Source organism: Rhodococcus qingshengii JCM 15477, assembly GCF_023221595.1.
In the GTDB taxonomy this organism is placed as follows: domain Bacteria; phylum Actinomycetota; class Actinomycetes; order Mycobacteriales; family Mycobacteriaceae; genus Rhodococcus_F; species Rhodococcus_F qingshengii.
The window spans coordinates 1-22,174 of sequence record NZ_CP096564.1 but is presented as its reverse complement, the minus strand read 5'-3'; the positions used below and the strand labels follow the sequence as shown (position 1 = coordinate 22,174).

Annotated in this window: 21 protein-coding genes; 18 read left to right on the top strand and 3 right to left on the bottom strand. The window is 63.1% G+C overall.

Annotated elements, in window-relative coordinates; genetic code table 11:
• Nucleotides 1-302 precede the first annotated feature (302 nt).
• The 3 genes from M0639_RS29675 to M0639_RS29665 all read left to right on the top strand — a co-directional run bounded on the left by M0639_RS29675 (nt 303) and on the right by M0639_RS29665 (nt 1,733).
• On the top strand, nt 303-758 hold the full coding sequence (locus tag M0639_RS29675; protein WP_064074524.1) for a hypothetical protein: 456 nt from the start codon (nt 303-305) through the stop codon (nt 756-758).
• 193 nt (nt 759-951) lie between these two features.
• Nucleotides 952-1,518: a hypothetical protein gene (locus M0639_RS29670; protein ID WP_231915107.1), complete on the top strand. Its 567-nt coding sequence runs from the start codon at nt 952-954 to the stop codon at nt 1,516-1,518.
• A 17-nt stretch (nt 1,519-1,535) separates the two neighbouring features.
• The gene (locus M0639_RS29665; RefSeq protein WP_064074523.1) at nt 1,536-1,733 is read left to right on the top strand and encodes a hypothetical protein; all 198 of its coding nucleotides are present in this window, start codon (nt 1,536-1,538) and stop codon (nt 1,731-1,733) included.
• Between the two features lie 144 nt (nt 1,734-1,877).
• Here the strand turns inward: M0639_RS29665 and M0639_RS29660 are convergent, their stop codons facing one another.
• Nucleotides 1,878-2,849, bottom strand: a complete 972-nt coding sequence (locus tag M0639_RS29660; protein ID WP_064074522.1) for a DUF4192 domain-containing protein — start codon at nt 2,847-2,849, stop codon at nt 1,878-1,880.
• Between the two features lie 431 nt (nt 2,850-3,280).
• Here M0639_RS29660 and M0639_RS29655 point away from each other — a divergent pair, with 431 nt between their 5' ends.
• Entirely contained in the window at nt 3,281-4,255 is a 975-nt protein-coding gene (locus M0639_RS29655; protein WP_024488119.1) for an SMI1/KNR4 family protein, read from the top strand.
• Between the two features lie 153 nt (nt 4,256-4,408).
• On the top strand, nt 4,409-4,861 hold the full coding sequence (locus M0639_RS29650) for an HIT family protein (protein ID WP_024488120.1): 453 nt from the start codon (nt 4,409-4,411) through the stop codon (nt 4,859-4,861).
• 36 nt (nt 4,862-4,897) lie between these two features.
• Here M0639_RS29650 and M0639_RS29645 read toward each other — a convergent pair whose 3' ends face one another.
• Nucleotides 4,898-6,097, bottom strand: coding sequence for an IS110 family RNA-guided transposase (locus M0639_RS29645; RefSeq protein WP_196232054.1), 1,200 nt, complete (start codon nt 6,095-6,097; stop codon nt 4,898-4,900).
• 455 nt (nt 6,098-6,552) lie between these two features.
• Between M0639_RS29645 and M0639_RS29640 the strand changes: the two genes are divergently transcribed.
• Complete coding sequence (locus M0639_RS29640; protein ID WP_064075391.1) at nt 6,553-6,972, top strand: hypothetical protein; 420 nt, start codon at nt 6,553-6,555, stop codon at nt 6,970-6,972.
• Between the two features lie 100 nt (nt 6,973-7,072).
• Here M0639_RS29640 and M0639_RS35230 read toward each other — a convergent pair whose 3' ends face one another.
• The gene (locus tag M0639_RS35230) at nt 7,073-7,339 is read right to left on the bottom strand and encodes a WhiB family transcriptional regulator (protein ID WP_082893293.1); all 267 of its coding nucleotides are present in this window, start codon (nt 7,337-7,339) and stop codon (nt 7,073-7,075) included.
• Nucleotides 7,340-8,166: 827 nt separating this feature from the next.
• On the opposite strand from M0639_RS35230, the gene M0639_RS29635 reads away from it, so the two are divergent.
• The 12 genes from M0639_RS29635 (at nt 8,167) to M0639_RS29580 (ending at nt 22,163) form a co-directional block, all read left to right on the top strand.
• Nucleotides 8,167-8,715: a TetR/AcrR family transcriptional regulator gene (locus tag M0639_RS29635; protein WP_231914969.1), complete on the top strand. Its 549-nt coding sequence runs from the start codon at nt 8,167-8,169 to the stop codon at nt 8,713-8,715.
• Between the two features lie 94 nt (nt 8,716-8,809).
• Nucleotides 8,810-9,922: an NAD(P)/FAD-dependent oxidoreductase gene (locus M0639_RS29630; RefSeq protein ID WP_064075393.1), complete on the top strand. Its 1,113-nt coding sequence runs from the start codon at nt 8,810-8,812 to the stop codon at nt 9,920-9,922.
• A gap of 737 nt (nt 9,923-10,659) precedes the next feature.
• Nucleotides 10,660-12,012 carry a glycosyltransferase 87 family protein gene (locus tag M0639_RS29625; protein ID WP_064075389.1) on the top strand — a complete coding sequence of 451 codons (1,353 nt, stop codon included), beginning with the start codon at nt 10,660-10,662 and terminating at the stop codon, nt 12,010-12,012.
• A gap of 136 nt (nt 12,013-12,148) precedes the next feature.
• Entirely contained in the window at nt 12,149-13,159 is a 1,011-nt protein-coding gene (locus M0639_RS29620; RefSeq protein ID WP_064075392.1) for an alpha/beta hydrolase, read from the top strand.
• A 704-nt stretch (nt 13,160-13,863) separates the two neighbouring features.
• The gene (locus tag M0639_RS29615; RefSeq protein ID WP_248671232.1) at nt 13,864-14,952 is read left to right on the top strand and encodes an IS110 family RNA-guided transposase; all 1,089 of its coding nucleotides are present in this window, start codon (nt 13,864-13,866) and stop codon (nt 14,950-14,952) included.
• A gap of 716 nt (nt 14,953-15,668) precedes the next feature.
• On the top strand, nt 15,669-15,821 hold the full coding sequence (locus M0639_RS29610; protein ID WP_156525083.1) for a hypothetical protein: 153 nt from the start codon (nt 15,669-15,671) through the stop codon (nt 15,819-15,821).
• A gap of 60 nt (nt 15,822-15,881) precedes the next feature.
• A complete protein-coding gene (gene istA / locus M0639_RS29605) occupies nt 15,882-17,426 on the top strand; it encodes an IS21 family transposase (protein WP_064075337.1) in 1,545 nt (514 codons plus the stop codon).
• Nucleotides 17,423-18,217, top strand: a complete 795-nt coding sequence (gene istB / locus M0639_RS29600) for an IS21-like element helper ATPase IstB (RefSeq protein ID WP_183591811.1) — start codon at nt 17,423-17,425, stop codon at nt 18,215-18,217. The genes istA and istB overlap by 4 nt, the downstream gene beginning before the upstream one ends.
• Before the next feature lie 113 nt (nt 18,218-18,330).
• The gene (locus tag M0639_RS29595) at nt 18,331-19,473 is read left to right on the top strand and encodes an alkane 1-monooxygenase (protein ID WP_064075779.1); all 1,143 of its coding nucleotides are present in this window, start codon (nt 18,331-18,333) and stop codon (nt 19,471-19,473) included.
• 306 nt (nt 19,474-19,779) lie between these two features.
• A complete protein-coding gene (locus tag M0639_RS29590; protein WP_064075781.1) occupies nt 19,780-20,358 on the top strand; it encodes a hypothetical protein in 579 nt (192 codons plus the stop codon).
• 86 nt (nt 20,359-20,444) lie between these two features.
• The gene (locus tag M0639_RS29585; RefSeq protein ID WP_064075782.1) at nt 20,445-21,170 is read left to right on the top strand and encodes a DUF6636 domain-containing protein; all 726 of its coding nucleotides are present in this window, start codon (nt 20,445-20,447) and stop codon (nt 21,168-21,170) included.
• Nucleotides 21,171-21,539: 369 nt separating this feature from the next.
• Nucleotides 21,540-22,163, top strand: a complete 624-nt coding sequence (locus tag M0639_RS29580; protein ID WP_064075783.1) for a hypothetical protein — start codon at nt 21,540-21,542, stop codon at nt 22,161-22,163.
• Nucleotides 22,164-22,174: the final 11 nt, after the last annotated feature.

The window sequence follows — 22,174 nt, the reverse complement described above, 5'->3', positions numbered from 1 at the left end:
CTGAATGCGCCGGTCGCAGGCATTCTCAGCGGTCTCCAAGTGCGCGACACCGGCAAAGCTGGTGAGCGACTTGGGCGTCATCATAAATCGAGTCTCCTCTAGGCCCACGGCAAGTGCAAATGGTGTGTGCGGTTTCAGATTTTGATCATTGGTGAGGAACGAACTGAAAAGCTGAGGAACGAAGTTCCTGATGCCGAGGGACGAGGTGCAGTGAATGGGCGTGAAGATCGCAAGCTGTGGCGAAATGCAGAAATGGAGTGGCGAAAGAGCGATTGATGGTGCCGAAGGCTTAGGATGCTGGTATGACGTCAACGGCGAACAGAGTCAGCGCGAGGGAACGTGCTCGTTCCGCCACTGCGGCACGGCTCGCGGAAGAGCAAGCTCGGATCAAGCAGAACGAAGATGATCTCGCCGCATTCTTCAAGGCGGACGAGAACAGCGAGAAGGCACAAGCCGATGCGGAGGCCCGGATCGCTCGCATTCGCGAGGAGACGAGCGAGAAGTTGCTCGCCTCGGATGCCACGCGAGCGTCGTCCTTGGCGGCACTCAAGAGTCGCGGGGAATCTGTCGCGTCGATCGTGACGATGACCGGACTTACGAGTACCGAGGTCAACAAGTTGCTGAAGCTGGCTCGTACGGCCGGCGGGACTCCGGCAAAGGATTCGTCTAAAGCTGATTCCGCGAAGAAGAATGAGAAGGCTTCGGCTGAGTCTGCTTCGAGTTCATCGGATTCGTCTCCTACTGCTGTCGCCTCCTAGTCGGCGGTCCTGCGATGGTGACTGCGATGCGGGTTGTCCCCGGTTGGGTGTCAGCGACCGATTGTGTGTTGCCTGAGATCGAGCGGAGCGGGAACAGAAATCTCGGGCATCCACATGAGGGAATTCGCTGTCCCCGGTTGGGGGCAACCCGCGCCGACGGATCGGCCGGTCCCGGAAGCGTTAGGTTTTCTCGATGACGAATCCGGAGGACCTAACGCTTCCGGGCGTGCAGGGTCTTGGTCGCCAGGAAGATCGGCGTGATGGGTTGTCACTGCCGGCCCCTGGCGATCGGGAGCGGGAGCGGTTCGAGCGGTTCATTGTTCGCGGCCCTGGTGAGCGTGATTGCCATTTCTGGACAGGTTCGATTTCTGACGACGGGTACGGCCGTTTCTGGATCAAGCGCGATGGCCGGCAGCGGGTCGTCCGTCCGCATCGGTACGCGCTGATGCTCGAACTCGTTCGGCCTCTCGAAGATTCGGAGATGGCGATTCACGAGGTGTGCGACAACCCGATCTGTGTTCGGGTCTCGGAAGCGTTAGGTCGCCCGCACGTGGTGCTCGGCACGCAATCGCAGAATCTTGCGGGGATGGGCGCGAAGGGACGCGGCGGTGGGCGCGGGCAGAGCTGGCATTGGTACGGGCCGGATCGTGCGGCGCGGGTTGCTCGGTCGCGAGCGCTGCGCGAAGCATTGCGCAACGGTTGGGATGCGGATGCGGTTCAAGCGGTGTTGCGTCACACAAGCACCGCGACACTTTTTTGACGAGCGAAGGGCACCAGATGAGCGAGAACTTCACTCCGCGTAAGCGGTCCGCTGTGGAAGCGGCCGCGTACCAGGCGACGAAGCACACGCAAAGGATCACCGATGCGGATCTCGTTGCGGTCGTGGCGGGTTTGACCGAAACTTCGGTTGTGCAGACTCCGCGTATCGACATCGCTTTTCCGGCTGCGGGAGATCCGGACGATCTCTTCCGCTGAACGACGCACGACGCGTCCGGGCCGCCGGTCCGCACAGTGTGGCGCAGTGGTTGTAAGGGCTCGATGCCCGAGCAACCACCACCACGTACGGGGGCGGCCCCGACTCTCTCGAGTTGAGTCGGGGCCGCGTTTTTGTCCGTTCGGCTATTCGGTGTCGAGGTCGATTCCCATCGAGCGCGCCACCTCGACGCCGATGGTGGCAAGTTCGGCGATCGCCTCCGGCTTGAGTCCGGCTGTGCGGGACGAGTCGAGCAGCTTGAGCAACGTCGTGAGGCTGGGGTCGACGCCGATGGCGCTCGCGGCCTCGAACGCAATTCCGGCGGCGACTCCGTCGCCGTCGACGTATGCGGCCAACCCGGCAAGGGTGAGGGCCTGGACTCGGCAATTTCCGCGTAGGTGCGCGGCGATGGTTCCGAAGGCGTCCGCTGCGGCTTGCGGGCTGATCGTGACGATTCCGATCATGGCATCGCGGTGGTGCGGGTCCGCTGCCGCGCACAATCCGGCGCGGGCGGCGAGGTCGAGACTGGGGACCTCGAAATTGCGCACGACTGCGGCGATTTCCGTGATCGTGTTTCGTGCGAAGTCCTCGCCCTGCTCGGCTGCGGCGGCGCGGGCTGCGTCCATGTCGGCGGCCGTGTCCTCGCGGTAACGGGCTTCGATCTCGGCGCGGCTGCTCGACGTCTGACGTCCGCCCATGATTCGGTTCATGCTGACCTCCGACAGGGTCGGGTCGGCGGTGCGTCCGCTCTCCTCTCCGTTGGTGTCGAACCACTCCGCTCCGACCTCGAGAGACTCGGCGACAAGGGTGCGGCCGCTGCGGATTCCCCTGCCGTCGAGCTCGCGCTGCGCTGCCTCGATCTGATCGAGTCCGGCGGCTGCCACCGGACCGGCTCCGACGACAACCCAGATAACGGACGTGACTGCAGCTTGCTCGAGTGCGGTGCTGTAGTCGGCTGCCGCATCGGCACCGACGACATCGGTGCGCGCGACAAACGCGAGGGTTGCCGGTGATCCGGTGAGCGCGATCATCACGACGGAATTGGCGGGGACGAATCCGAGCAATGCCGGGATTGCGGCCAAGACGTCGGTGGCGGTCCTCAAACGGATGTTCTGCATATCGTTCCCCTTGCTGTGACAGTGACCGGGCCTGGTGCCCCGCCAATTTTTTTCGCCTTCTGGCAAAGGAGAATCGCGTCGGCATGAGGGGGCCGGAGTGCCACCCCTGGGCCGAGAAAATTTTGACGGGAGCGTGCGAGTGGCGAAAATTTCTCGGAGCCACCGGCCGGCGCTTGCGCCGCCAGGGGTTGCGCGCAGGTCACCGCCGACGAGAATCGGAAAGCCAGAAGTGAATCTCAATAGCTTTTGTCAAGCACGGCCGAAGGCCGTTCCCATCTCCGGCGCGGCACGCGGCGCGGGGCAAATGCCCCGAACGCGTCCGCTACTAGTAACGAAAAGGTGCCTGACCGTGTCGCCCCGCTTGACTGAGACAATCTCTCAGAACGAATAATCGATTTCCAGCATCGGATGAAGATGAAAGAGAGTGCTCCGTGACCTATTGGGCGGTTGCTCGGCCAGGCTCGGGTTCCGGCGAGGTTCTCCTACGCGATGGTTACGTCGTTGGTGATGATGCTGCGATCGCGCAGATCGCCGAGGAAGGCGTGCAGTTGGCTGTGTCCGAGGACGGATCGCGGCCGATGATCTGGGTGTCCTTGGGAAGCGCACATGCCCGTGTGCCAGGATTCGGCGATCAGAGTCTTGACCGCGCTGAACTCGAAGCCGATATCCGCAGGTGTGTCACCGAGGAAGAGAACGCACAGCGCCGCGCTGCTGTCGAGGCGATGATCGAGGGTTCTTCGCACGCGCGAAGCGCCGTGCATTCAACGACGGCGGGTTCGGTTCGTGATCAGTGGAGCCGGATCTCCGATTGGCTGCGAGTCCACTTTCCCGGCACGACGATCACTGGAGCCGACCGCGACAGTGTCGATGCCGCGATGGCGAAGACGGGACAAAGTTGGCCGGCCGAGTTGATCGAGCTTTACACCTTGGTCGACGGAGTTTCCGACGACCGGTTGCTGGGGTTGCTCCACCGTTTCGCGTTTCTCACGTTGGACGATGCCATCTGGCATTGGGAGTCATCGACTCGGATTTGGGACGAGAGTGCTCGCTTGTACGGCGGTGGGCCTGTTGACGCGCCTGCCGAGGCTGGATTTCAAGCCGACACCTTCATTCCGGCTTTCGTCCCCTTCGCGGGACTCGACAGCAACTTTTTGTGCGTTGACACCCGACCTGGACCCATGCACGGCTGCGTGACCGAATTCGATAAGACGGGAGCGGACGAGCCTGGACCACAGTGGGTCTCGATCAGCGCCATGCTGACCGATCTCGCCGACAGCCTGACCACCTCGAAAGCGTTCCACGACGGCTGGTACTGGACGACAGACAACGGAGCGCTCGAATGGGAACCTGACCGCACCTGGCGACTCAGGCAGTGTGTGTTGCAAGCCAACTCTCACACCCCGTGACCGAGTCGCTCCAACTGGACACGCATCGCGTGGACCGGATAGCCAGAACTGAAATCAGCTCATCCCAGTGACGCCCGCAGTGCGGTCTGATCTACGGCCCAAACTGCGGTTGAGAGGGCCGCGCCCATGTTGCTGAGGCTAAACTCCGTGGCCATGAGCGATCATTGCCTGTTCTGCGGCATCGTTGCCGGCACAGTCCCGAGCGTGAAAGTGGCCGAGGACGAGACGACGTATGCCTTCATGGACATCAATCCGGGCTCGGACGGTCACATACTGGTTATTCCCAAGCAGCACAGTAAAGATCTGTTCGAGATCCCGGCCGAGGACCTGACCGATGTCACTCTGGCCGCGCAGCGAATCGCGAAGGCAGCGGTCGCGGAATTCGGTGCAGACGGGGTGAACCTGCTCAACTGCTGCGGCGCCGACGCCTGGCAGACAGTGTTCCATTTCCACCTGCACGTGATTCCGCGTTACGTCGACAAAGCCAAGGATCGACTGGTGCTGCCCTGGCAACCGGGAACCCCCGGCGACATGGAGGCGATCGCCACTCTGGGCAGTCGACTCTTCACCGCCCCGGACGGGCAGCTTTCCACCGTCTTGGATTGACTCGGGCTGTGCACCGTCTCCGCATGGATCTGTTACTCAGGCGGCCGATGCAACAGTCGGCTCCGGCCGATAGACCGCGTTGTCGCGGAGCATCGCCCACAACACATTCAACCGCCGCCGGGCCAACGCCAGAACGGCTTGGGTGTGCCGTTTCCCTTCCGCACGTTTACGCGCGTAGTAGGTCTGCGACGGCACGCAACTTCGAACGCTCAACTGCGCGGAGAGATAGAACGCCCGCAACAGTCGACGATCGTATCGGCGTGGGCGCCGCAGATTTCCGCTCACCCGACCCGAATCACGTGGTACCGGGGCAAGTCCAGCGATCCCGGCCAATCGGTCCGCGGTCCCGAATGCGGTGAAATCGCCGCCGGTGGCGGCGAGCACTTCCGCCCCGAGTACCGGCCCGAAACCGGGCATCGACTCGATCACCTCCGCATGATGATGACTGCGGAACCGTTCCTCGATATCACGATCGAGCTCGGCCATCTCCGCATCGATGTTCATGACCTGCACCGCTAATTTCGCGACCGTGGTCGCTGCTACGTCCTGGCCGGCAACTCTCACATGTTGTGACTGCGCCGCGGCGATCGCCTTCGCTGCGATCTGGGTGGCGTTGTAGGCCTTACGTTTCCGCAGCCATGCCTGCAACCGTGCCTGGCCGAGCCTGCGGATCCCGTCCGGCGTCTGATAGCCCGAGAGCAAGATCAACGTCGCTTTGACGTTGCTGATGTCCAACGCCCGCTCGAGGGCCGGAAAGTAGGTGCCCAGTAGTGCACGGAGTCGGTTGATGGTGCGGGTACGGTCTCGCATCAGATCGGTACGCCTCGAGGTCAGAATGCCCAGTTCGATACTGATCTCGTCGCCGGCCCGCATCGGGTGCAGGTCGCGGCGCATCCGCGCCTGATCGGCGATAATCGCGGCGTCCTTCGCGTCGGTCTTGCTGTCCCCGCGATAGCCACCAGCGGCGTGATGGACCACCCGGCCTGGGATGTAGTGCAACCGTTGCTCTCGTTCGGCCATCAGCGCGATCAGCAATGCAGCACCACCGTTGTTGAGATCCACCGCCCACGTCACCACACCTCCACCCGAGAGGCAGAGGGCGTCGTCGATCAAATCGCTGAGTTCGGTTTCGTCGTTGGCGACGCGATGCGAAAGCAATCGCGTTCCCTCGCTGTCGATCACCACACAGTGGTGGTGCGCTTTGCCTGCATCGATTCCTGCCCATAGTTGCCTCACGAGCGCTCCCTTTCACTCTCGTTCCGTCATGGATCGGGCTTGCACCTGGGTGGACGACCTCTCTGTCGTGTCCTTAAACAGCGATCGAGTCGCATCTCTCAATAAGCAGTCGAGTCGTCGAGAACACCGCGGCGGCCACTCACTTCCGGCCATACGAACAGCGAAAACAAATAAGCCATACCGCAGCGTCCCCAGGCAGCTCCGAACCTACGAGCAACAACCGGAAACCGCCCCTCAAAGACGTTAAGGAAAACAAATCAACGCTTTTCACAGAACGGAGCGCAGCGGAGTTCATTTCGGAGGACACCGAAGGTGGCCGGCCGCCGGTCAGGTGGATCCAGATCGTGAGTTGGCAGCCCTGAGTCGCCCGCCACGTCGGTGGCAGCCTCTACCGGTCGTCGTCTCTGTTAACTGCGCTGAAGCCGGGTATCCCATCCCAAAGACAGGGGTACGCGATGAGATCACACCACGGCTTACGGCGAACATCGATCGTCGCCGGCATCGGGGTCGCGCTGCTCTTCGGCGCACAACCTGCCGCTGCCGCACCGACCGACACCGCCTTCCCCGTTCCTGTCGTGGGGGCATCGGTCACTGTGACCGGCCTCCCTTCTGTGGGCGCCATGTACGTCACCGCCAGTACCGATCCGGCGATACCGGGCGTCACCCGATTCATCGCAGACCGCTACTGCTGCGTCTTCATTCACTGGCGAAACATCTCCACCGGAGCGGCGGGCATCGCGTACCTCGGATATCCGAGCGTCGAGGCCCAGACAGGGTCGGGCATCGTGGTCGCCGCCGTCACAGTGCCGACCGGGCCGCCGAATTATCCGGCAGTGATGATTCAGCCCGGTGGTGGTGCCTGGACAGTCCCCTGACCGAACCGGTAGAGCGCGTTCACCGGCAACTCCTGGACAACCTTAGTGGCGTTGCCAGACTTAGTGCTTCACAAGGACGCTGCCCTTGGTCCGGAGGTCTCTAAGGCGATTTCGAAGGGGCATGAAACCGGAGTCGTCCGGCGGAGTAGCGGCGTGTCGTCCCCGGAAGGGCCGCAATTTTCCCCTCGACGATATGTCGGCCACCCCAGATCCCAGCCGCTTCCTGCCTGTCGAGCGCACCCGTCAAACACTGATGAAGGTGAGAGCATATGCGGCACAACGCTATTGCAGTCGACAGTTCGCTGCGGACCGACGAGAACCACAAATCCGGGTCGGAGGATCGACATGGGACCTCTGCACTGTCCATGCCGTCATCCTGACATGAACGCGGCCGTCATCCTGACATGAACACGAAGGTTCGCATCGTTGCGGAAGGACTCCTCACCAATGTCCACAGTGCGAACCTGCACAAGGCCGGACCTCGTAGTTTCACGTAACTGAGAAGCGCTCGAAGAAACCGGCACACCGCGGTCACCGCAAAGAGAGGACACTCGGAAGTGGTCCGGTTCTGTGCTGAATCGAGCCGCTTGAACCCGTCGAGTGCTCTCCCATTCGTACTCGGCGGGCACAACGCAAGACCTTCTTCAGTGTTCGGCGATCTCAAGTGCGGACTACTCCTTCAACACTGGCCAATGCCCAGTGCCATCTCCGTCGAATCAGTCCGCGTACTGGCCCTCTGTTCCTGTTTCGACTGACGTATCCAGACTGGTGATCCGGGGAACCTGGCGTGTTCCCACGCTGTCGGCTACCCCTGATGAGGTCGTTCATGCCGGGGACGGTGAAGGCGATCCCGGCCGGCCGTTGCGCAGATCAGACCCTTGTAAATGACGGAGTTGCAAACATCGCTGACTTCGCTCTACGAACTGCGGGCAGTCGAACTCGAACTCCTGTTTCCGCCAACCGCCACAAACGGTGCACGTTTCGCAGCGATACCGGCGGATCCGTAGAACTACTCGATCGGCGAATCCGTTTCGACGATCACACCGTTTCGATGCCCGATACCTCCGCACAACCCGAGCAGAGAGTTTTGTGACCCCGTTGACCAGCGTGGGTTGATCGTATGTAATGGTGAACATGTTCAGTGAACAGGTTCAGGGTCGTGCGGCTGCCCGTGATGCGACGCGGCAAAGGGTCATGACTTCGGCGGAGAGACTCTTTCGTGAACACGGTTTCGCTGCGACGACGGTTCGGGAGATCGCAGCCGATGCTGGGGTGAGTACGGGGTCGGTCATGGCGGTCGGCGACAAGGACGGTTTGCTGGTGTCGGTCTTCGACGACTGGATAGCGGCTGTGCACCAGGCCCGAGGCGAGCCGGAGGCGTTCGGCGGGTCACCGGAGGAGGCTGCAGACGCCATCATGGGCGTGTTTGCACCGTTCCTCGCGTATTTCGCGCGTGATCCCCAACTTTCGCGGGAGTACACCTCCATCATCGTGCGCGGCACTCACACGTCGGAGATCTTCGGAGATCTTGCGGTCGCGCTGGTCGCCGAACTCGGCGCGGTGCTCTCCGGGATCGGTATGACACCTACGGAGTCTGCTCGCGGTGCGCGTGTCATGTACTTCGCTTACCTCGGAATCATCATGACTGCAGGCAATTTCGCCGCGATCAGTCGATCACCGCTCGAACAGATCCGCGAAACCATCAGCTTCGTCCTGAGCGCACACCACACCCGGGACCCGTAGCCCCCGGACGAATATCACCACGAAGTCCTGTCGACACCGCGTTCAGGAGATGTCGACATTCATTCCATTCACCACACGTAACGAGGAGCCCAAGATGAAAATCGTAGTCGTAGGCGCCGGATATGCAGGAACGATCGCGGCCAATCATCTGGCGAAGAAACTGCCGGACGCCGAACTCACGGTGGTCAATCCGCGTGCCGATTTCGTCGAACGGGTCAGGCTCCACCAACAGATAGCCGGAACAGGATCTGCAGCAACACCTCTCACCTCGATGCTGGCAGAGACGATTCATACGGTTCTCGGCTCCGTGAACAAGATCGGCGACGGCTCGCTCACCCTCGAAGACGGCGCGAGCCTGGACTTCGACTACCTGCTCCTCGCGGTCGGAAGCACGGTCCGCGCACCCGCGGGGACGGTGCCGGTCGGGACGTGGGAAGGTGCGCAGCAGTCGCGGGCCGCACTGGCCGAACTACCCGGTGGGAGTGTGGTCACCGTCGTCGGCGGCGGTCTGACCGGGATCGAGGTTGTCTCCGAGGTCGCCGAAGCGCGTCCGGATCTGCGGGTGCGGATCGTGGGAGAGAAGATCGGGGCAAGTCTCTCCCCTGGCGCGCAGGATCGGGTGCGGGCAGAGCTCACGCGGATGGGGGTCGACATCGTCGAGGACCGTGTCGTCGACATAGACACATCCGGCGGAGGAGGCAGCGGCACAATCGCTCTGCGCTCTGGCGACCGTGTCGACTCGGATCTGACGTTGTGGGCGATCGTGGCCGACGTTCCCGATCTCGCAGCTCGCAGCGGACTGGACGTCACCGCAGAGGGGCGGGCAGTGGTGGACGAGTACCTCCGTAGCGTCACCGACCCTCGGGTCTTTGTGGTCGGGGACTGCGCCGCTGTCCCGGGTGCGCGTTTCGCGTGCGCGACGGCGACCCCGCAAGGTGCCCACGCGGCAAAGGTCATCGTTCGAACGATCAAGGGGCGCAGGCTGAAACGATTCTCCATGGGGTACGTGGGGCAATCTCTGAGTCTCGGAAGGAATGGCGGTCTGCTTCAGATGTGTCGGCGGGACGACACACCGCGGCGGATGTACCTCACCGGCCGAATCGCCGCGACAAGCAAAGAGAGCATCGTGCGCTACGCCAAGTACGGGTCCCGGACAGCTCACTACGCTTGGATGCCCGGGGGGCAATCGCCGAAGCTGACCGCATAGCGTCGGGTGTGCCGGGCGACCTACATTCAACTACCGATATCGGGCTGACTGTCGCCGTCTCCCGCCTGGAACTCGGAGAACTGTCTCTGTCGCCGTCGGGGTACTGATCGTGGCGTTGATCGGTGGACTTCTAGTGGGGTCAGTGATGTCACACCACTTGTTAGCGAGCGTGGTGGCCCGCCGACTTTCGGTGCCGAACGTCGTGCCGACGGGCCGTGCGCGCTCAGCCTGGCAGGCATAAGCGAGCAGTCCTTCAGTGGCCCGCCCCATCGCTCGTCAGTAGCAATCAGGCGGGCCGTGTGCGCCCACATCCGACTAAAGAACAGGCGCACAGTCCAGGTGGCCCACCCATCCGGCCGAGGAGACTCACAAGATGGGCCATGCACGCCACCGGGGCGGCGCGCACCGACGATACTACGACGCAGGACCATGTCGGGAGGTGCGTCGGACACCAGTCCTCGTCGTACGCTGCGGCAGCAACCGTGCGGTCAATGCAGCGATCGAATGACCGAAAGGTCAAAATGGATTGTTTTGGCCCAGGCAGAGGTCCCTGGAAGGCCGGTGGTGATGTGCGCAGTGGTAGTAGCGGCGCCTTCATCCTGCCTGCAGACTCCGGATCACCTCTCGCGGAGATTAACGTCACCTGAAACGGCGTGCCTGGTCGGTACTTTTAGGTGTTGTCTTGTACCGTTCGGATCGTAAATTCCCGACAGAGGGTGTAAATCCCGGAGGTTGCAGTGACGGGCGCGATCAACGCTTCGGATGGTTCCAGTTCCGATACCGAAACTGTGAATTCAGGTGCGGTCGTAGCCGAATCTGCCGCGTCAGCTGAGGTACCGCGACGCAGTCTCCGTGTCGGTGTTCTCGGATTCTCTGTACTCGGTGTCCTGGCCGTCGCGTCCGTGCTGATGGTTCTGTTCGCGGTGCCAATGGATGCACATTACTGGGGGATCTTCGACAACTTCCTCGATCTCGACGTCTACCGCCACGGCGGCAGCGTTGTGGTTCAGGGCCTTCCGTTGTACGACGGGCCAGTCCTGGAAGGGATGATGTTCACGTACACCCCGTTTGCGGCTTTGCTGTTCACGGTGTGGGCGGTGCTCTCGCTGCAACAGGCGATCCTCGTGTGGACGGGTTTGAACATCGCTGCGTTGTTCGCAGTGATCGTGTTGTGCTGGAAGTACCTCGGTTATCGGCTCGACGTGAAGGCGTACGCCGTGAGTGCGTTGGCCACCACGATCTTTCTGTTCATGGAACCGATACGTACGACGCTCTGGCTCGGGCAGATCAACATCTTCCTGCTGCTCTTGATCGTGTGGGACCTCGGTCGGGACGAGAAGAGTCGGCTCCGAGGAATCGGAGCAGGCGTTGCCGCGGGTGTGAAGCTGACTCCGGCCTTCTTCTGGGCGTACCTCTTCATCACTCGTCAATGGCGTGCGTTGGTGACGGCCGTCGTGACGTTCGCGGCGACCGTCGCGATTGGTTTCGTCGTGATCTACAACGATGCGTACAAGTACTGGACCGGCACTCTTGTCGACAGCGAACGCGTCGGACCGACGGATGCTCCGAGCAACCAGTCCGTGTCCGGTCTGATTGCTCAGCTCACTCACACTCCGACGCCGTCGCGGGTCCTGGTCCTCGTCTTCAGTGCGCTGGCAGTATGCCTCGGACTCGGTGCCGCGTGGATTGCTCACCGGCACGGCCAGAAATTGCTCGGCCTCACCATGACGGGGTTGACTGCGACCACTGTCTCGCCGTTCTCATGGGGTCACCACTGGGTGTGGTTCGTCCCGCTGGTCGTGCTCGCCGCGCACTACGCGATGGTGTCGAAGAAGCGCTGGGCGTGGGTGGCGCCGTTCGTTTTCCTGCTCCCGGTCCTGAACTGGTCTCACACCTGGTGGGGCCCCTCGTTCGTTCCTGGCACGGATCGCTTTGTCGGAATGGGCCTGTTCATGTTCGTGCCGCCCGAGTATCTGCGGATCCCGGCCGTCGGCGTCTACCTCTGGGTCTTCACGCTTGCCGCGGTCTCGACCTTGGTGGTGTTCGGGTGGAAGAAGTGGAAAGTTCCCGCTGCGGACACGACCTTCTGATCTTTGATCGCAGGCATGGCGCAGGGTCGACGATCCGACGGAATGAGAGTGCGAGTTATCTGATTGCAACCCTTCTGCAATCAGATGCGCACCGGGTTCGCACCGATTTGCCGGGCTTGCATGCGAGGCTGTGGGCATGATCCCAGATTCGGTACCTCTCGGTCGGTTTCGTGCCCGAAAGGTCATGACCGGTCTCGGCGTCCTGCTCGGTGCCTGCCTCCTGTCGAGTGTGGGCGTCGTAACCGCTCACGCGGACCCGACGGAGCCGGTTGCCGCTGTCGTGGGTGTTCGGACTGTCTCCGAGACCCTTTCGGTCGTCGACGTGTTTTCGCCGTCGATGAACCGCGTCATTTCCAACGAAGTACTGCGCCCCGCCGGGGGCGGGTCGCTCCCTACCTTGTACCTCCTGAACGGAGCGCTCGGCAACGAGGACGGTGTCGGATGGATCAACAACTCCACCGTCCGCGACTTCTTCGCCGACAAGAATGTCACCGTCGTCCTCCCTGTCGGGGGCCGCTTCAGCTTCTACACCGATTGGCAACAGCCTGATCCCGTCCTCGGTGTGAACACCTGGCAAACGTATCTGACTCGGGAGCTCCCCGCTGCCATCGACGCCCAGTTCGGTGGAACGGGCGCCAATGCGGTCGCCGGACTCTCGATGAGCGGTGCATCCGCACTCGACCTCGCCATCCAAGCACCCGGCCTCTACCGAGCGACAGCCTCCTTGAGTGGCTGCCCCGCCCCCAGTAGTCCACTCGCTGCCGCGGGGATCTCCGCCATGATCGCCGGCGGGCTGAACAATCCGTTCAACATGTGGGGACTGCCCGGCAGCCCCGCCTGGCGCGAGCATGATCCTTCCCTGAACGCAGGCAAGCTCACCGGCACAGCCGTCTACGTCGCCGCATCCCGCGGTAATGTCGGCGCCGTCGACCGCATTCCCCCGGGAGCGATGCCGCCGTGGGGCGGGATGGCGGTCGAAGCAATGATTTTCCAGTGCACCACCCAATTCGTCGATGCTCTACGCGCCGCGAACATCCCCGCGACCGTGTCGCTGCGTGAGGAAGGCGCACACACCTGGTCACTGTTCGAAGACGAACTGCGCGAGGCGTGGTTCACCACGATTGCACCCGCACTGAACACTGCCTGATCGACGGTCGACGAACAGGCGATGCCTGCGTGTGCTGCGGACGGGTCGGATGCCGCGCTGACGAACGGCGCATCCTCCACCCACACCGGGCGGCAGGAGCCGGGTAAACCCGTTTACACCTTGCGCGCGTCCCACCTTCGAGCCCTCACCCACCTCGATACGAATTCCATTGACGCGAGCCGACACTGGGTCGATACCCCAACGGAGAGGCCCTTGGTCGCATGAAGGCACCGGACCGAAGGCGAATTGAGGCACGAGACGGGCTCGTCATTCTTCTCTGCTGGCCGATTCTCGTGGCCGGCATCGTCGGGGTAATCTCGTGCGCTGGTCAGTCCTTGTGGTGGGGAGCTTTCGTGTGGTCCTTGATCGGCGCAGGCTCGACATCGGCCATGCTGCGAGCCAAGCACTCCGGGGAAACCAGTCCAGCGGAAGAGATTCAGCGCCGGGAGACAAAACCGTAGTTGATCTGCACCTCGGTGATTTTCGTGCCGCCGACACCGGCCGACCCGTGCATCACCACGACACGCCCCTCCCCGACGCTCCCGTCACGTCAGTGCGACTTCACACGCCCTAGCGCATCGGGCGGACTAGACGGTATGTAGGTCGGCCTGTTCTGGGCCGAGGCCTCGCTTGCAAGTTGCCGTGGGTTGCCGAGTAGGCGAAGCCTGGATCGGTAGTGCCTACATTTGCAGGAGGCCCCGGTGATATATCAGCGTACGAGTGTCGGATTGGACGTGCATGCACTCTCGGTAGTGGCATGCGCGATTGACGGTCAGACCGGCGACATGTTCAAACAACGATTATGTCCGGATCACGGCGAAATCCTCGCCTGGTTGCGTTCGCTGCCGGGCCCGGTGAAGGTCGTCTACGAGGCTGGACCGACCGGATTCGGCCTGTGCCGATCCCTTAATCATGCAGGTATGGAGTGCGTGGTGGTCGCGCCGTCAAAACTACAGAGACCTGCGGGAGATCGGGTCAAGACCGACGCTCGCGACGCACTGCATCTGGCAAGGTTGCTCCGGCTGGACGAGATCGTCGAGGTCACTGTTCCTTCGGTGGAACAGGAGGCGGCCCGTGATCTGGTCCGTGCCCGTGAGGATGCTCGCGGGGATTTGATGCGATGCCGACATCGTTTGTCGAAACTTCTTCTGCGGCAGGGCATCGTCTATTCCGGTGGTGCGGCGTGGACCGGCGCGCACGACATGTGGCTCCGTGGTCAGAAGTTCGACCAGCCGGCACTGCAGGCGACGTTCGACTCGAACTACGAGGCGATGCTGCTCACGCGAGACCGCCGCGACCGACTGGATACGGCGATCGAAGAGATGGCGGAGAGCAGTCCCTACACGCCAATGGTGCGCCGGCTGGGATGTTTGCGCGGAATTTCGACGTTGACCGGGTTCGGGTTGGCGGTCGAGATCGGCGACTGGCAACGCTTCACAGGGAGCACGATCGGCTCGTACGTCGGGTTGGTGCCGAGTGAATACTCCTCGGGGACATCACGATCGCAGGGATCGATCACCAAGACCGGCAACGGTCACGCGCGACGGTTGTTGGTCGAGGCGGCCTGGCATCACCGCAAGATCTACCGCAATCCTGGGCAGGTCATGCGCACCCGGTGGGAGAAGGCGTCACCGGCAGCGCGTGCGCGTGGCCACGCCGGCAACCACCGCCTGCATCATCGGTGGGAGCAGTTCACCGCTCGTAAGAAGCGTCCGGTGGTCGCCAATGTCGCCGTCGCCCGAGAACTTGCGGGGTGGTGCTGGTCGTTGGCGGTCGTCGACGACCAGCCCTGAGCTAGTGATTCCCCTAGATTTCGGTCGATAGACAATCCAAGGGCGTGATGGCAGCGTGAGGAACGATCTGCGAAAACAACTATGGGCAGCAACAGAATCCGAAATCGGAACCGATTGTGACGCCCGACCCTAGAGCAGCAGCACCGTTCCTGCCGAACAGTCGTCCTGCGGTAGCCAACCCGCGTATATCAGTCTGACCACGAGTCGTGAATATCGACATGTCACCCGCCGTTCTTCATATCCGTCGACCGAAACGGAAACGGCCTCGGGAACTGACGTTCCCGAGGCCGTTTCCACCTGTCCCTTGACAAATTTCTCTACATATCAGTTGTTTCCCCACAGCCCGAAGGTGCATTCGGGCTGCGTCGAGGTTCCCGCGGGTGGAATCGGGCGCGCATCGCGCAGCGCAGGGGTACGTCAAACCAGCAGCGGTACTGACAGCGCCGACGTCGAACGAGAACGAAACTCGAGGACCTGTACCGACCGGTGCCACCACCTCGGTCTACTTCCGACCTCGGCGTCAAGCACCCCCAGTGTGTCGATCGACGCCTGGGATTCGAGGGAACGTGTCCAGCAATGCTCGAGCCGGACCTTGCCCCAAACCTTGCCTGACGTGTGTAACTTCCTGCACCGAAATCGGATACACAGGTCGTATGTTGAACTAACGATCAGAGAGCGACGATTTTGTTTCATCTATCCACGTTCGGACCATCTCGATGACACCGGTCAACGGTGAGGTGTCGGCGGCCATGAAATTCTGCCCGGAGACGGCCACGAAACTGCCCGCTGGCGGACATGAAACCTGCCCGGTGGCGGTCATGGGATCTGCCCGACACGACGTCGTCTGCCTCACCGGCTCCGACGGTTGAGGCCCCTCCTCAGGTGCGATCGGCGGTGCTGAAGCGCCCGTCGCCCTGAGGAGGGACAACTTGAAGTCTGCCGAGGAGATCATGGAAATCCTGGATGCCTACGACCTGACAGGGTCGTTGCGTGATGCCGGCGAGCTGGCCGGATGCTCGCACCACACGGTCAAGCACTACGTGGACCGCCGTGCTGCCGGGGGTGAGCTGGACAAGGCCGTGACTCGGCCGCAGTTGATCGATGAGTACCTGCCCAAGGTCGAGGAGTGGGTCGAGCGGTCCAAGGGCAAGGTCCGTGCCGACAGAGCGCACGAGAAGCTGCTCGCGATGGGCTACAAGGGTTCGGAGCGCACCACCCGTCGTGCGGTCGCATCGGTGAAGAAGTCATACCGGTCAGGACATGTGCGGGTCCACCGGCCCTGGGTCACCGAGCCGGGGATGTGGCTGCAGTACGACTACGGCGACGGACCTGTCGTCGACGGCGTCAAGACGGTTCTGTTCGTGGCGTGGCTGGCGTGGTCGCGGTTCCGGGTCGTGATCGCGCTGCGCGATAAGACCATGCCGTCCGTGTTCGCCGCGCTGGACCAGACCTTCCGCCGGTTGGGTGGGGTGCCGACCTACGTGCTGACCGACAACGAGAAGACCGTCACGACCGAGCACATCGCCGGGATCCCGGTCCGCAACGGACAGCTCGTCACCTTCGCCGAGCACTACTCGGTCGTGGTCCACACCTGTGTGCCGGCGGATCCGGCGTCCAAGGGCGGCACCGAGTCGTCGGTGAAGATCAGCAAGGCCGACCTGGTGCCCAAGGACACCAACCTGCGTGAGGAGTACGCGTCGTTTAGCGAGCTCGAGGAGGCGTGTGAGGCGTTCTGTCAGAAGGTCAACACCCGGGCTCACCGGACCACGAAGCGGCCACCGGTCGAGATGTTGGCCGAAGAGCGGACACGGCTACACCCGGTCCCGACACAGCCGCACACAGTCGCGTTCGGCACCACCCGGGTAGTGCCGGGCAACACGCCGATGGTGATGTTCGAGTCCGGCCAGTACTCGGTGCCACACACCCTGCTCGGCGCCACGGTGTGGGTTCGTGCCCAAGGACTCGGCGACGGCGAGGAGGTCGTCATCGTTCACGTCGGCGAGGACGGACCCGCCGAGGTCGCCCGCCACGCGCGCGCGACGCCGGGCACGCCGAGGATCAACGACGAGCACTTCCCACCGCAGCCGGAAGGTCCGTTGAACCGGCAGCCGCGAGCGAAGAACCCAGCGGAAGCCGAGTTCCTCGACCTGGGCGAGGGCGCCCGCCTGTGGCTGGTCGAGGCCGCTGCGGCGGGCACGCCGCGGATGAGGGTCAAGATGGCCGAAGCCCTCAGCCTGGCCAAGCTGTTCGACCCCGTCGAGGTCGACTGGGCACTCGGCCACGCCGCCGTCCACGGCCGGTTCGCCGAGGCCGATCTGTCCTCGATCCTCGACCACCACGCCCGGCAACCCGCTGTTGGCGAGCACCGTGCCGGCGAAGAACGGTCGCTGACCCAGGGCACCGCCGGATGGGCACGTCTCGGCCAGCACGACAGCCAGCACGACAGCCGCGAGGGGAACGAGGTGACCCGATGACGACCAAGACCACCACACCATCGATGGCGTCCGCGCCGCCGTTGCCGGCCGAGTTGGAGGACCTCTTGCGGCGGCTTCGGCTGCCCCACATCCGTCGCCACGCACCGGAGGTCGTCGCGACCGCGAAGGCCCAACGCTGGGAGCCCGCCGAGGTGCTCAAGGCTCTGTTCGCCGAGGAGGTCGCCGGAAGGGAACGCTCCGCACTGGCCACCCGCAGGGCGGCTGCGGGGTTCCCGACCGGGAAGACGTTCGATGCGTGGCAGCCCGAGGCATCCTCGATCCCGGCACCGACCCAGCAGGCACTCCGCACCCTGGAATGGGTCCACCGTCGGGAAAACCTCGTCGTGTGCGGGCCGTCGGGGACCGGGAAGACGTTCCTACTGGAGGCACTCGGTCACCAAGCCGTCGAGGCCGGGTTGAAGGTCGCCTGGTTCACCCTGGAAGACCTCGGGGTCCTGCTGCGCCGCCATCGTGCCGACGACACGGTGTCCAAGGCCATCGCCCGTGTGCTGCGCGCCGATCTCGTTGTCGTCGACGACATCGGCCTGTTGCCGGTCGCCCAGGATGCCGCCGAGGGGCTCTACCGGCTCGTCGACGCCGCCTACGAGAAGCGGTCGGTCGCGATCAGCTCGAACCTGCACCCGTCCGGGTTCGACGAGCTGATGCCCAAGACGCTGGCGACCGCCACCGTCGACCGGCTACTGCACCACGCCCACGTGTGCCAGACCAGCGGAGACTCCGTGCGACTTACCCAGGCACTCGCCGGCCGAGGGGTGAGTCCCTTGAGCTGAGTGCTCTGGTCGGTGGTGGCCGCAAGCCCACTGGGCAGATCCCATGGCCACCACCGGGCAGTTCTCGTGACCGTCAGCGGGCAGGTCTCACGACCGCCCCTGGGCAGTTCCTACTGTCCCTTGACAGTGAGGACTCCGCGGCGCCGACAACTCCGCAGTGGAGGGACCGAAAGCGGTACTGGTGGCCGTTGGGATTGCTGATCCCGCTGAGCCCGTTTCTGTCCTGGCTGCTTGTCGAGCACCTTCACCTAGGACTGTTCTGGGCCACCGGAGCATGGATTCTGGTGCTCGTCATCCCGATCGTCGACCTGATCGTCGGCCACGACGGTCACAGCCCGCCCGAAGACGCTATCCCAGCTTTGCAGGAAGATCGGTACTACCGGTGGTGCACGTACCTGTATCTCCCGTTGCAGTACGCGGGGTTGGTGTTCGCATGCTGGTGCTGGGTTCATGCCCCGATGGCGACGGGAGAGAAAATCGCTCTCGCGATGACCGTCGGGGTCGTCGCAGGTGTCGGAATCAATGCCGCCCACGAACTCGGCCACAAGAGCGAGCGCGTCGAGCGGTGGTTGGCGAAAATGGTCCTGGCCCAATCGTTGTACGGGCACTTCTACGTCGAGCACAATCACGGTCACCACATCCGGGTGGCGACGCCGCAGGACCCGGCCAGTGCCCGGTTCGGGGAATCGTTTTGGATGTTCCTCCCTCGCAGCGTGGTAGGGGGCCTGCGATCGGGATGGCGGATCGAAACAGCGCGCCTGCGCCGCCGGGGGAAACCGGTATGGAGCGGCGGGAACAACATTGTGCAGGCATGGGCATTCAGCGTCGGCATGTTCGCGATCTTGATCGCGGTGTTCGGATGGCAGATCGTCCCGTGGCTTCTCCTGCAAGCATTCGCGGGGATCTCATTCCTCGAGGCCGCGAACTACCTGGAACATTACGGGCTCCTGCGGGCTCGCCGCGAGGACGGAAGTTTCATCAAGGCCCGCCCCGAAGACAGTTGGAACAGTGATCACCTCGTCTCCAACCTGTTCTTGTATCAACTGCAACGTCACAGTGACCATCACGCGAATCCGCGCCTGCGGTACCAGTCGTTGCGCAGTGCCCCGACCGCGCCACAACTGCCGGCCGGATACGCGGTGATGATCGTCTGCGCCTGGATACCGCCCGTGTGGCGACGCATCATGGATCACCGTGTGCTCGACTACTACGGAGGGGACCTCGACTACGTCAATACGAGGACACGTGCCCAATGAACAACTCTCGTCCAGACCTCGACGGCTGCAAGTGGTGATGAACCCGATAACCGCGGCAGATCAGATCGCCAGTGGCTCATCCACACGAAATGCGACCGTGGGGTGTTGCTTGAACTTGAGCCTCCCTGAAGGTATCGCTCGCTTGACGACGAACCGCCCGGCGGTCACCGCCGTGCAGATCCGGGACTTCATCAACTGCTGGAATCCAACGCACAACCCCGAGAATCTGATCTCGAAGTGCTCTGCGTTCAACACGATTCGGTTACGGTCGATAACGTCCGCCTCGAGCACGTCGATGCAGTGGGCATGACGCGGACAGCAGAACGACGGCACGTACCGAGATCTGCAGGTCGAACACAGCGGTTGCGAGTCGGCTCCCGAATCGCGGGGACGCTGGTAGCGGCTTCAGCCCTCATGCTGATCGTGTCGTGTTCGGCGGGCACCGACCCCGACGGCGCGGATCTGTCCACGACCAGCGATGCCGCCGCGACCACTACCTCAGCACCGGTGTCGTCGTCGACACCTCAGAGCGGTTCTGCGCCGACAGCACTACCCAATGGTGCCGGCGAGTCCGGGCAGCCCGGTCCAGCTACTGCAGTCCCGCCGATCTCACCTGCGCAGCTCACACCGGAGATTCGGTCCGAGCAGGGGCGATGCACCGATCAGATCAACTACGCCGGCGATCCGCGCTCGAACGCCGAAATCAACTCGATCGGAGAATCCACCGGCACCTGCCCACAACCGATCGAAGACGACCGGCGGTGTACCGATCAGATCAACTACGCCGGCGATCCACGCTCGAACGCCGAAATCAACTCGATCGGAGAATCCACCGGCACCTGCCCGCAACCGATCAACTCTGCACCAGCCCCACCTACCCCGTAAAGCTCTAACTGCGCGGCACGGAAAGTGAAAGCGCACCCTGCGCGGTGCAGGCCGGATCGACCCACCGGCAGGAAAGTGAGAAGGCTGTGCAACTCCCCATAACTGTTGTCGAACAACTGCTTCCACCCAACCGCATCCCCAATCGGCACTGGCTGGCCACGGCCGCCCGCACCACGACCATCGTTGTCGCGACGGCTACAGCCACGATGGCGATACTCGCCGGATGCACAACCGCTGACAGTCCAACCGGAGCGGGCACATCGGCGGCACCGCCGGGCATCGACACGTCGATGATGCCCACCACGGGCAATGACGTCGCACCCTCACCTCCACCTGCCACACCCACGACTACCAGCATGACGAATACAGGGACCATCCAAGCAACGAACACCGACAGTGCCGAACCGCGTGAGGGTCTGCATGCGGTCGATCCGGCCGTGCTGTCCGCCGACGGAAACGGAATAACATGGGTATCGCCGTCGGGCAACATCTGGTGCCGCATCTCCGAGGGAGAGTACGGTTCCGGATGCCAAGCCCGAGACGCACCCGTTCCGAACGGAGCAACCTGCGTCAATCCCACCTTCACCGTCGAACAATTGAGCAAGGGCTTCTACCTGCATCCCGACAGCGTCCAGCCCGCGTGCTTCAACCAAGGCGTGTTCACTACCGAACACCCCACCGCCTTGGAGTACGGCCAGTCCGTCACCACCGGCGGATACACCTGCATCTCTCGACGGAGCGGCATGGCATGCACCACGGCAGGCGGCGATCACGGCTTCGAACTATCCACTGAAACAGCATCCTGGTTCTGACCTGCACCGATACCGAGAAAGGCCGCTGTCCAGCGGCCGATCCGCGCTCACCGGACTGCCGAACGCAGTCCAGGAAAACCTGGTCGGACTGACTGCGGGAACCCGATGTGGTCACGTCCTTGCTTTTCCCGTTTGTCGATCATCTGCCAATTCCGGCTGAGCAAAACTTCATGACTACCGCTGCTGACCTCCGCCTTCGACGCTGCCTTTGACTCGGTGGGTGCCGTTCAGCGAGTCTGCTGGATACCGTCATCTCTCGCTGGGACTGTTACCGGCCTCCATCCGATGCCACTGCGGGACAGAGCCTGTCGGTGCACGCCCCTACAGTCGGCTCGGGTAACAGTCCGGATCGAGTGTCAGGAGCAGGCGATGACGTACGTCAACGATGCTCCATCGCCGCTGCCCGGCATGCCCGACAACATCCCCGCGCCACCGGCGTTCCAGATGACGTTGATCGGGCAGCCGCAGCCTGTACGCATTCCCGAGCGCCAGTGGCGGTCTTGGCTCGACGATCCTGCCGTCGTTTGTCGGTTCGAGTCCAAGCGTTACCGCCGGCGAGAGCAGTGCTGGCCGTGGATCGGCGGGGTGTCCTCGACCGGGCATGGTTCGTTTCGGGCGGCGAGCCTGCCCGGGCCGTCGCGGCGCGGGACCGTGCCGGCGCACTTGTTCGCCTACCAGCTCGAATACGGCGTCATTGCGAGGTTGGGCTGGTCCAACACCGACGACGCGGTGCTGTGTCATCAATGCGACTTCGCCGGCTGCACCAACCCGGCACACATGCGGTTGGGAACCAATCGCAGCAACCGCAGCGAATACGAGCTTCGGCGACGCAACATCGCCAGCCCTCTCGCCGACGTTCGAGGACCCGCAGGACGCACTCGCGCCATCGCCGCCGCGATCCGTATGGGGATCGAGCAGAACGTGGACGTCGCCACGGTCGAAGAGCGCATAGCTGCGGCCGAAGCTGCAGGACGTCCGCTCTCACTCTGGTAGCGACTGCCGCG